General features: G+C 51.0%; 11 protein-coding genes. 8 read left to right on the top strand and 3 right to left on the bottom strand.

Annotated elements, in window-relative coordinates:
- Positions 1 to 255 precede the first annotated feature (255 nt).
- Positions 256 to 1,155 (bottom strand): 4-hydroxy-3-methylbut-2-enyl diphosphate reductase, encoded by a 900-nt coding sequence (gene ispH, locus E5336_RS12035; RefSeq protein ID WP_135981350.1) that lies wholly within the window; start codon positions 1,153 to 1,155, stop codon positions 256 to 258.
- Between the two features lie 133 nt (positions 1,156 to 1,288).
- Here ispH and E5336_RS12030 point away from each other — a divergent pair, with 133 nt between their 5' ends.
- The 7 genes from E5336_RS12030 to E5336_RS12000 all read left to right on the top strand — a co-directional run bounded on the left by E5336_RS12030 (position 1,289) and on the right by E5336_RS12000 (position 7,862).
- Positions 1,289 to 2,611 (top strand): DEAD/DEAH box helicase, encoded by a 1,323-nt coding sequence (locus tag E5336_RS12030; protein WP_135981349.1) that lies wholly within the window; start codon positions 1,289 to 1,291, stop codon positions 2,609 to 2,611.
- Positions 2,608 to 3,459, top strand: coding sequence for a deoxyribonuclease IV (locus tag E5336_RS12025; RefSeq protein WP_135981348.1), 852 nt, complete (start codon positions 2,608 to 2,610; stop codon positions 3,457 to 3,459). The genes E5336_RS12030 and E5336_RS12025 overlap by 4 nt, the downstream gene beginning before the upstream one ends.
- A 386-nt stretch (positions 3,460 to 3,845) precedes the next feature.
- The gene (locus tag E5336_RS12020) at positions 3,846 to 4,256 is read left to right on the top strand and encodes a hypothetical protein (RefSeq protein ID WP_135981347.1); all 411 of its coding nucleotides are present in this window, start codon (positions 3,846 to 3,848) and stop codon (positions 4,254 to 4,256) included.
- Positions 4,253 to 4,819: a TetR family transcriptional regulator gene (locus E5336_RS12015; RefSeq protein ID WP_168353668.1), complete on the top strand. Its 567-nt coding sequence runs from the start codon at positions 4,253 to 4,255 to the stop codon at positions 4,817 to 4,819. Before E5336_RS12020 ends, E5336_RS12015 begins: the two co-directional genes overlap by 4 nt.
- A 66-nt stretch (positions 4,820 to 4,885) precedes the next feature.
- The gene (locus tag E5336_RS12010) at positions 4,886 to 5,722 is read left to right on the top strand and encodes an MBL fold metallo-hydrolase (protein WP_135981345.1); all 837 of its coding nucleotides are present in this window, start codon (positions 4,886 to 4,888) and stop codon (positions 5,720 to 5,722) included.
- A complete protein-coding gene (locus E5336_RS12005; RefSeq protein ID WP_135981344.1) occupies positions 5,715 to 6,752 on the top strand; it encodes an aldo/keto reductase in 1,038 nt (345 codons plus the stop codon). The genes E5336_RS12010 and E5336_RS12005 overlap by 8 nt, the downstream gene beginning before the upstream one ends.
- A gap of 285 nt (positions 6,753 to 7,037) precedes the next feature.
- Entirely contained in the window at positions 7,038 to 7,862 is an 825-nt protein-coding gene (locus E5336_RS12000; RefSeq protein WP_135981343.1) for a hypothetical protein, read from the top strand.
- Between the two features lie 174 nt (positions 7,863 to 8,036).
- On the opposite strand, the gene aroE is transcribed toward E5336_RS12000, so the two are convergent.
- Positions 8,037 to 8,906 carry a shikimate dehydrogenase gene (aroE, locus tag E5336_RS11995; RefSeq protein ID WP_135981342.1) on the bottom strand — a complete coding sequence of 290 codons (870 nt, stop codon included), beginning with the start codon at positions 8,904 to 8,906 and terminating at the stop codon, positions 8,037 to 8,039.
- Positions 8,903 to 9,442 (bottom strand): shikimate kinase, encoded by a 540-nt coding sequence (locus E5336_RS11990; protein ID WP_135981341.1) that lies wholly within the window; start codon positions 9,440 to 9,442, stop codon positions 8,903 to 8,905. The genes aroE and E5336_RS11990 overlap by 4 nt, the downstream gene beginning before the upstream one ends.
- A 134-nt stretch (positions 9,443 to 9,576) precedes the next feature.
- Here E5336_RS11990 and aroD point away from each other — a divergent pair, with 134 nt between their 5' ends.
- Positions 9,577 to 10,347 carry a type I 3-dehydroquinate dehydratase gene (aroD, locus tag E5336_RS11985; protein ID WP_135981340.1) on the top strand — a complete coding sequence of 257 codons (771 nt, stop codon included), beginning with the start codon at positions 9,577 to 9,579 and terminating at the stop codon, positions 10,345 to 10,347.
- Positions 10,348 to 10,712: the final 365 nt, after the last annotated feature.

The following is a 10,712-nucleotide window of genomic DNA, read 5'->3' as shown; positions in this document are numbered from 1 at the left end:
GGTACACTTTAAAATGTATCCTCTAAGACTGCCATTTCTTAACTAAATGACATTGTCCATGGACTCTTTTTTCATGTTAAATAAAAGGGATTGAGGAGGATATCGGTGCTTGAAGCTTTATTCACCGGTTCCAAGCATTTGTGTAAGCCACACAATAAACGCAAACATAGCTAACTCCTTTCAATGATGAGCAGTTCTTGTTATGTCCCTTATAGGATATACCATTTGAAAGGGGTTTCAAAGCCGTATGCCCGCTTAAAGAACGCGTTCGATTTCAAAGGGCTCGAGCGTGCCGTCCTGGACAAACCGGATGATTTGGCTGGTCAGGTATTTTGGCGTCGAGGCGCCGGACGTGACGGCGATGGTTTTTCCGTTCCAGTCGAAGGCGCGCAAGTCCTCGACGGTTTCCGCTTTGACAACGGTCGGGATTTGGGCGAGCCGGGCGATTTGGGCGAGCTGCTCGGTGTTGTTGCTGGTGGGGTCGCCCACCACGATGAGCACGTCGACTTCCTGATTTTGGAGGGCGAGCACGGCTTCCTGGCGGACGCGGGTCGCGTTGCAAATCTCGTTGTGGAAGCAGGCGGAAGGGTAGCGGCGCCGGATGGCGTCGAATAAATGCTCGATGTCCAGTGTGGACATCGTTGTCTGGTTGGTGACGAAAATCGACGGGGCGTCCAGTTCCGGAATGTCGGACTCGGTTTCAATCAAGTACACGCGGCTGGATAGCGTGTAAATCGACTCCGCTTCCGGATGCTTGTTTTTGCCGATGTAAAAGACAACCGCGCCTTCCTCCAGCTTTTCCTGGACGATGCGCTGGGTCTGGACGACGAAACGGCAGCTCGCGTCATAGACGCGCAGTCCTTTTTCTTCCGCTTTTTTATAGACATCCGGATGCACGCCGTGGGCGGTAAAGATGACGATGCCGTCGTCAATCCGATCCAGCAGTTCCAGACGGGTTTTTCCTGTTTCCTCGACGGTTTCGATGTTCCAGTGCCGCAAAGCGAGCTTGACGTAGCGGTTGTGGACGAGGTTGCCTAAAATCGTGATTTTCTGGTCGGGATGCTCGGTTCTGACTTCCTTGGCGATTTTGATCGCTTTCATCACGCCGCCGCAGAACCCTTGCGGCATGACTTCGATGATCGTATTGTTTTTCATAGTAAAAATTATGGCAAAACGACGGACGTTTGTAAACGAAAACGAGCCAAAAGCCGAACTTTGGGTTCAACCCGATGTCCACAGGCGCGAAAAACAGGTATAATAAGACGTGAACCTATTTCAGGAGGCAATCATGGATAAACTACAAGAAATCATGGAGTACGAGCATTTTAAAACACTGACTCCTATACAAGACGCGATGCTGTCGCGAAAAGACAAAAACCGGGATTTTATTGGAATCTCGTCTACGGGTTCGGGAAAATCACACGCTTTTTTCATCCCGATCATTGAAAAAATCGACCCGACGCAGGACAAGGTGCAGGCGATCATCTCGACACCGACAAGAGAGCTGGCGTACCAGCTGTACGATCGGTTCAAAGGCTTGTGCGACCACTTCGGCATTCGAATGAAGCTGGTTACGGGCGGTATGGATAAAAATATCGGCACGTTGGCGCCGCATATCGTCATCGGAACGCCGGGACGGATGAAGGACTTGTTTTTGGACGAGAAAAATCTGCGGCTGGATACGGCGAAGACCGTCGTCGTGGACGAGGCCGACATGACGATGGAGTTCGGCTTTTTGGAAGATATCGACCAGATTTTGTCCAAACTTGACGAAAACGTGCAGGTTATGGTTTTCTCGGCCACGATCCCGGAAAATCTGGAACCGTTTTTGAAAAAATACTTGCACAATCCGGAAATCGTCCGGATCGACCAGGACGAGGACTACCAGGCGAATATCGAGAACGTTCTCGTTCCGTGCAAGCACAAGTCGTATACGGAAAAACTGCTTGAGGTGCTGCCGGCCATCAATCCGTACGTGTGCCTGATCTTTTGCAATACGACGCAGGAGGCGGCGGAAACGGCCAAGCGCATGCGCGAGGAAGGATACGACTTGGTCGAACTGCATTCGGGTCTGGAATCCAGACAGCGCGCCCAGGCCATCCGGCAAATCCAGTCGCAAAAAAAATCGTATATCGTGGCTAGCGATATCGCTTCGCGGGGAATCGACCTGGAAGGCATCACGCATGTCATTAGCTGCGGATTCCCGAAGGATTTGAAGTTTTTCGTGCACCGGGCCGGACGGACGGGCCGCGCCAACCGCGAGGGCACGTGTATCGCGTTGTACAAGCCGTCGGACCAGCGTTCGATTGACTTGCTCATGAAAAAAGGCATCGAGTTCGAGCACAAGGATGTGCGAGGCACGCAATGGATCACGCTCAAGCCGTTTGGGGTGAAGGCGACACGCCGCGCCGATCCGCTCCAAAAGGAAATCTCGAAAATCGTGCGTTCGAAATCGAAAAAGGTGAAGCCGAACTACCGCAAAAAACAAAAGCAGGAAATCGACCGGCTGCGCCGCAAGAAAAAGCGTGAAATTATCCAAAAGGACATTCAACGCCAGAAAAAAGAGCGGGCGAAGGAAAAGCAACGCGCGAAACGGGCGGGTGAACGATGATCTATCTTGGAAGCCACGTTTCGATGAAGGCGCCCGACTATTTGCTGGGCTCCATACGGGAGGCGCTTTCGTATGGCGCCAACGCATGTATGATTTATACGGGAGCTCCGCAAAACTCCAAGCGTGTGCCGATCGAAAAGTTCAAGCTCGACGAGGCGAAGACGCTCATGGAGGAAAACGGCTTCTCGATGGAGCGAGTCATTGTCCACGCGCCGTACATCATCAATTTGGCCAATTCCGTCAAACCGGAAACCGCGCAGTTTGGCGTGGAGTTTTTGATCGAGGAGTTGAAGCGGGTGCGAAAAATCGGGGCGAAGACGATTGTCCTGCATCCTGGCGCCCATATGAAGGCGGGTGTGGAAACCGGCAGCGCGTGGATCGTGGACGGATTGAACGAAGTGCTTGATCAGGACGAGAGCGATATCGTCATCGCGCTGGAAACGATGGCGGGCAAGGGAAGCGAGGTTGGCTCGAAATTCGAGGAGCTGGCCGAAATCATCCGGAACATCCACAAAAAAGACCGGGTCAAAGTTTGTCTGGACACGTGCCACATTCACGACGCGGGCTACGATATCAACGAATTTGACGCCGTGCTGGACGAGTTCAACACCGTGATTGGCTTGGACAAGCTGGCGGTCGTGCATGTCAACGATTCGAAAAATCCGCAAGGGGCGCGCAAGGACCGGCACGAAAACATTGGCCAGGGCTATATCGGATTCGATACGCTGGCAAAAATCGTGCACCATCCAAAACTGGAATCCATCACGAAAATTTTGGAAACGCCATATATCGACAACAAGCCGCCTTATAAAGAAGAAATCGAACAACTGCTCACGTGGAAGGAATAATCATTTGACCGTTTTGCCTGTTGGCAAAGCGGTTTTTTTGATTGGTTCGCAAATTGTCTGAGACCAAAAAGCCGGTGCCAATCGGCACTTTCCATTCTAAAGACGGGAATCATTGGCAAGTGTTTGGCATGATGTACATGATTGCATCGCGCGAGCGTGGAGAATGACCATGTGTGCGGACTGTGATCGTTTTTTTGACTTGTTTTTGCCGTAGAGCTATGGTTTGGGCATCATGACCAAGGGCAGCTGTCCTTCAGGATACGCTGTTCTTTGTTGATACGTTCCACATCATCCATATTTTTATCCTTTGCAGTTTCTTGCGAAGATGTCCGGCATTTTGAACGCTTTTTTCTGCTATAATCAAAGAAAAGGGAGGGAAAAAGGATATGGACGTGGTTTGGGAAGTATTGTTCGCGCTCATCTTTCTCGGGTTGTATATCTGGCGACGCAAAACACATGGCGGCTGGATCTGGCTGTTGTTCGCTCTGTTCGCGCCCATCGTACATATGGCATGGACGAGCCGCTTCATCCTAAACGAGCCGCTTGTGGCGCCGCTTGCGTACGGGATGTTGTGTTTGTGGACGGCCGGGATGATCGTGCCATGGTATTGTATGAGGAAAGGCGTGGCTTTGGTGTACTCCTTGCTAGATTTGATGTCGTGGCCGTTTGCGTTTTTTGTCGAGCTCCAATATGGCGGCTTTTCCCCTCGCTACGCGATGGCGCGCGCCGCGTTGTTTCTTTTATTCGGCCTTAACGCCGTTTTGCTTGGAAGACTAGGAGGAAAATGGATCCAATGAATCAATCAAGGGAAGAAACAAAAACGGATATCGCCACGGCGCTACTTTGGGAACTGGAAAAGACGCCGCTTAAAAAGATGACCATCCAGCAAATCGCGAAGCGGGCGGGCGTGTCCAAACAGACGTTTTACAATCACTTTCAGGACAAGGAGGCGCTCGTTCAGTACGTGTACGACACCGTGATCATTCCCGATTTTGACGAGAAGCGGTTTCCTGAACGTTTCGCGCCAAGCTATCTTCGCACGCTGGAAGCGATGAAAAAGCATGGCGAGTTTATGAGGCAGGCGCTGCTTCTGGAAGGGCAGAACGATTTGAAATCGTACATCACGACGCATTGTGAACGGTTCGATGTGGCTTATCATACCCGAATGTATGGAAAAAAGCTGCCGGAATCGCTGCGTCTGGCGACGATTTACCACGCCAACGCGTCGAGCGCGATGACGTTTTCATGGATTTTGGGCGGTTTCTCGACACCGGCCGTCGAGCTGGTGCGCCTTGTGTGCCAAATGCGGGCGACGGGTATGGAACAAACGCTGGCCGATTTGTATAAACTGGACGATTGAGGCGAAATGTCTATTGAGGGCGTTTCGCTTTTTTCTTATAGTAAAGACAAAGAAGGAGGAGCGGGAATGCGAACCATAGAAAAGAACGCGAAAGGACAGGCGGTGGCGCCGGCCGCCGTTCCAATGACGAAAAAAGAGTTTGAAACGGACGGCCAGACGCGTGTGTACTGGCTTGGGGGAGGGGGCGCGATGATCCACTCACGGGATACGAACGTGCTCATCGACCCGATTTTGGAAGGATTCGATATCGACTTGCTCGTGGACGATCCGCTGCCGGTTGAAGAAGTTGGAATGGTGGATGGCGTGCTCGTCACCCATATCGACAACGACCACTTTTCCCGGATGACGCTTGGCGATATCGCGAACAATGTGCATTCGATGCACGCGCCGGGCTACGTGGGCGACGTGATGGTCGAGGAAGGATTCAAAAACGCGAACAAGCGCTATATTGGCGAAACGTTCGCGGTCGGCTCGTTGAAGGTGACGACGACGCCGGCTTGCCACAACTGGCAAAACGGCTCGGCGAAGTACAACACCCGGTACTGGAAAGAGGAGGACTATTGCGGGTACTGGATTGAAACGAAGGATGGCACGATTTGGATGCCGGGCGATTCCCGGCTGCTGGGCAGCCATCTGCATATGCCCGATCCCGACGTCATTTTGTTTGACTTTGCCGACAACGAATGGCACATCACGCTGGAGGGCGCGATCCAGCTGGCGAACGCGTATCCGGATTCCGATTTGATTTGCATCCACTGGGGCACGGTGGACGCGCCCGATATGACGCCGTTCAACGGCGATCCAATGGATTTGATGGATCGGATCGTCCATCCGGCGCGGATTCATGTGCTCGCGCCGGGAGAGGCGTTTGTGCTGAAAGGAGAGAAGAAACGCTATGGATAAAACAAGATTGGGAACGACCGATGTGATGGTGTCACCGGTTTGTCTGGGCTGTATGGGCTTTGGCGAACCGGGGCACGGACAACACGAATGGACGCTGGATTACGCGCAGACGAAACCGATCATTCAACGCGCGCTAGAGGCGGGAATCAACTTTTTCGATACCGCGCCGGTGTATTCGGATGGCGATTCGGAAGCGTTCATTGGCAGAGCGCTGAAAGAGCTTGGCGCGAAAAGAAAGGATGTCGTGCTGGCGACGAAGTTTTATCCGAAACCAGTGGAGAACGAACAGACGACGTTGGCGTATATTGAAAGCTGTCTGGACGCGTCTCTGGCTCGCTTGCAAACGGATTATGTCGACTTGTACATCTTGCATATGTGGGACTACAACACGCCAATCGAGGAAACGCTGGAAGCGCTCGATTCTCTCGTGAAGGCAAAAAAGATACGCCATATTGGCATTTCGAACGCGTACGCGTGGCAGGTGGCGATGGCGAACACGATCGCGAAAGAGCGGGGACTGACGCCGTTTGTGTCGATACAGGGGCACTACAACCTCATCTTTCGCGAGGAGGAACGGGAAATGATTCCGTGCGCAAACTTCTTTGGCATGGTGATCACGCCATATTCCTCGCTGGCGGGTGGTCGTCTGGCGCGAAAGAAAACTGTGGATACGAAGCGCAAAGAGCTCGATTCGTACGCCCGCTTCAAATACGACAAGACGGAAGAGGAAGACCGGAAGATCATTGACGAGGTGGAGAAAATCGCCGGCGAGCTTTGCGTTTCAATGGCTTCGGTGTCGCTGGCGTGGCTCATGGCCAAAGGGGCGGTTCCGATCGCGGGCGCGACCAAACCGGAACAGATCGAGGCGATGAAAGCGGCGATGTGTTTACAGTTGAATGAAGCGCAGATGGAATGTCTGGACGCCAATTATATCCCGCATGCGCTGGTGGGCGTCATGGCGCAAAACAAGCCGGGCAGCTCGCCATTCAGCCGGAAGGACGCGGATTTAAAGCATTTGGAAAAACAATGAGTTGGTAATGAGAGAAGTGGAAGGAAATTCGATTCTTCCGCTTTTTCATATTGACGCTAACATTTTTTTCATGCTATAGTTTATCCACATCCACCTTCCGGCGGATCCTGATTCCAAATATCGAAAGATTCCGTTCTTTTTCCCCAGGTTCTTTCCTTTCTTGTCTTTTTATGGCTTCCTTTGATTTTTTCCTCTTCACTTTTTTAGATCAAAGCACCGCATGAAAACAGAAATGGATCTTTTGCGATCTTGGTTTCATTGAAATAATTTTTTGGAGGTGCTTACTTGAACAATCATCAATACTATTTAATGATCCAGCAATTCACGTTGTTCAGCGACTTTTTTATGCACGCCGTCTTTTCTCACAGTAGAGAAGCCGTGCAGCTGCTTGCCCGGATCTTAACGGGTAAAGCCGAATTGATCGTCGTGGAATGGGGACTGGAAGTCAAAAAGGGATTTCCGTTTTTTCGAAACGACCGCTACGACTTGTTCATTATCGACCAGTATGGCAATGTCTACAACATCGAGATCGAGAACACGCTTCGAGCCCTTGGCAAACGGGCTTTTCACAACATGTGTCTGCTGGGCTCTCAAGGCTTAAAACCGGGCGAAGAACACAAGGATTTGCGGGAAAACTGGGTTGTCTTTTTGACGAAGAAGGATTTTCTTAACCAAAACGAACCATTTTACTCGTATGAATGGTTCAACCGGAAATGGAAGCGGATCCTGCATACGAAAGCGCATATCCGCTTTGTGAATGGAGAATACCGGGGCGATGACGCGATGGGAAAGCTGATGCATGATTTCCACTGTACAAACCCGGATGACATGTTTTATGATGAGCTTAGAGAAGCTGTATCGTATTTTAAAAAGGAACCGAAAGGAGTGAATGCCATGTGCGAGATCATGAATGAATTTAAGCGAAAATCCAAGAACGAAGGACGTAGACAAGGGCGCGCCGAGGGACGCGCTGAGGGACGTGCGCAAGAACGTGAAGCCATTATGCGCAATTTGCGTGAAGAAGGCATGTCTTATGAAAAAATCGCGCGAATCACCAATCAATCTTTATCAAAAGTAAAATCGTTTTTTAAGACGCAACAAACCGCGTAACAAGCAGGCATCATGGCACCCGTCATGATGCTTTTTGATGAAAATCTTCTGGTGTACAAACCCGGACGATATGTTTTATGACGAGCTTAGAGAAGCAAAAAAAGATCTGAAATCATTCGACCCCATCGGGTATCAGTTTGCGCCAAAGCGTATGAAAAAAGCCGGCAATCCGGCTTATTTGGCAAAGTATTTTTCTTTGATGATGTCGACGGGCATGTCGTGTCCGGTCCATAGTTTGAACGAAGCCGCCCCCTGATACAACAACATGTACATGCCGTTGGCCGTTTGGCATCCGGCCGCTTTCGCGTCTTTGAGCAGTTTGGTTTCCTGCGGGTTGTAAATGACGTCGAAGACGAACAAATCCTTGTGGAACATCGTCGGGTCGGTGATGATGGTGCGGTCGGTGTTGGGCGCCATGCCGACATTCGTGCCGTTGACGAGGATGTCGCTTTGGGCAATCGAATTTCGCAAAACGGACTCGTCGCTAAAATCGTGCAGCGTGACGTGGCAATCGGTGCGCTCGTTGAGCGTATCGACGATTTCTTCGGCACGTTCGAAGAAGCCGTCTCGAATATTGAAGACGTGGATCTCCTTGAGTCCGTCCAGGGCGGCCTGAACAAGGATGGCAGTGGCGGCGCCACCCGCGCCTAGAAGGGTCATTGTTTTTCCCTTGAGGCCGACGTCGTTTTCCGCGACAGCGTCCATAAAGCCGACGCCATCGGTCGTGTAGGCGGTCAGCACGCCGTCGTCGTTAACGATCGTGTTGCACGCGCCCGAAATCTCGGAAGCGGGGGAGCGTTTGTCGGCGAGCTGGCACATGATGTTTTTGCATGGCATCGTGATATTCCAGCCGCGCGCGCCCAGGGTTTTCAAGCCTTCGACAGCCGTTTTCATGCCGTTTTCGTCAACGTCAAACGCCAAGTACGCGTAGTCGAGGCCAAGCTGTTCGCACGCCTCGTTGTGCATGGCGGGGGAAATGCTGTGGGCGACCGGGCTGCCCAGCAAACAAAGCAGGCCGGTGTGGCCGCTGATGGGTTTTGTCATAAGGGATTCCTTTCTATTGATTCATTGATGCGGCGAATGATTTCCTCGCCAATTTCGGATGCCGATTTCCCGTCGGTTTCGACGACGATGTCGGCCGCTTTTTCATAGGCGGGGCGTCGGGTTTCCATGAGCGCGGCAATGTGCTCGATGGTCTTGTTGTTTTCAAGCAAAGGGCGGTCGTGGCTGTGCTCAACGCGTTCCAAAATCGTTTGCGGTTTGGCCGTCAGCAGCACGACGGTTCCGCTCTTTTTCATTTCGGCCACGTTTTCCTTTCGCATGGCGACGCCGCCACCGCACGAGACGATGACGTTTTGTTTGTTTTCGCATTCTTTGAGCAGGTTTGTCTCCTCGTTGCGAAAATACGGCTCGCCGCGCTGTTCGAAAATGTCGGGAATGCTCATGCCGTTGCGTTTGGCGATGATGTCGTCCATTTCGATGATTTCCATATCGTGTCGTTCCTGCAAGGCGCGGGCGATTGTGCTTTTGCCAACGCCCATGAAGCCAATCAGAAAAATATTTTTGTTCTTTGTTTCCATGAGATCCTCTCTCTTTCGTATCCATTATAGCGGAAACGATGAAAGAGAAACAAGGCTCTTTCATTTTGTTTCTTTTCTTCTCATTCGAGGAAAAATCGTGATAAGATAAAAAAAATCGAAAGGATGGAAACCAAATGGAAACAATCACGGTTCGAAATCAAACGATTGGGTCGGGAAAGCCGAAGGTGATCGTTCCAATCGTGCAAGCGACGCCTGAAGGGATCGAGGCGGCCGCGAAAACAATAAAGGAAAGTCCCGTCGATCTGGTGGAATGGCGAGTGGACTGGTTTGAAGCGTTTGCCGATTTGGAACGAGTCAAAGCGGTCGCGAAGCAGCTGCGCCAGGCTTTAGAAGACATTCCGCTGCTGGCGACGTTTCGCACGAAGGCGGAAGGAGGAGAGCAGGGGCTGGATAGCGCGGCGTACGAGAAGCTGAATCGGACGCTCATTCAATCGGGCGCGATCGACTTGATTGATATCGAGCTGTTTTCCGGAGAGGATATTGTTCGCTCTTTGGTGGAATGCGCCCATCAAAACGATGTAAAGGTCGTCGCTTCCAGTCATGATTTCAAGCAAACACCATCAAATGAGGATATGGAAAGTCGTTTGCGAACGATGCGAGATCTGGGCGCGGACGTGTTGAAACTCGCCGTTATGCCCAATACTGAAGACGATGTCGTTCGTCTGCTGGCGACGACAAGAAAGCTGGCCAATGAAAAGGAAATGAAGCCGCTTGTCACGATGGCGATGGGAGAAACTGGAAAGATCAGCCGGGTCGCGGGCGAGCTGTTTGGCTCGACGATGACATTTGGCTGCGTGGGACAGGCTTCCGCGCCGGGACAGATCCCGGTCGAAACGCTACACACGCTGCTGGATGTCGTTCACGAGAGTTTGGAAGAATGTTGAGAATGGAATCGAAGTCGGAGAGATCCGGCTTTTTTTGTTGTTTTCAAATGAACATTTGAACGGAAATCAATTTAAAAAAATAAAAGATTGACAAAAAATGGGGGGGGGGGGGGTATCTTAGGCTTAATAGAACAATAGAGTGGTTGAAAAACATATAAGTATATATCGAATTGCGAGTGAGTGGTATCAAGGAGCGGTTCATAAACTTTTATGATTTTTCAAGGAAATTCAATGTTCTCGCATAGAACGGAAGTTGGGATAAGGAAAAGAAGTTTTGGGAGGAAAACAAGGGAGATAGAAACAAATCATACAGGAAAGACAACTATATAGGAAGTCAAGTATAAAATTATGAAATAGTTTGAAAT

The sequence above is a fragment of the Dubosiella muris genome, assembly GCF_004793885.1.
Lineage (GTDB): Bacteria > Bacillota_I > Bacilli_A > Erysipelotrichales > Erysipelotrichaceae > Dubosiella > Dubosiella muris.
This window is presented reverse-complemented; position numbering and strand designations above follow the sequence as displayed.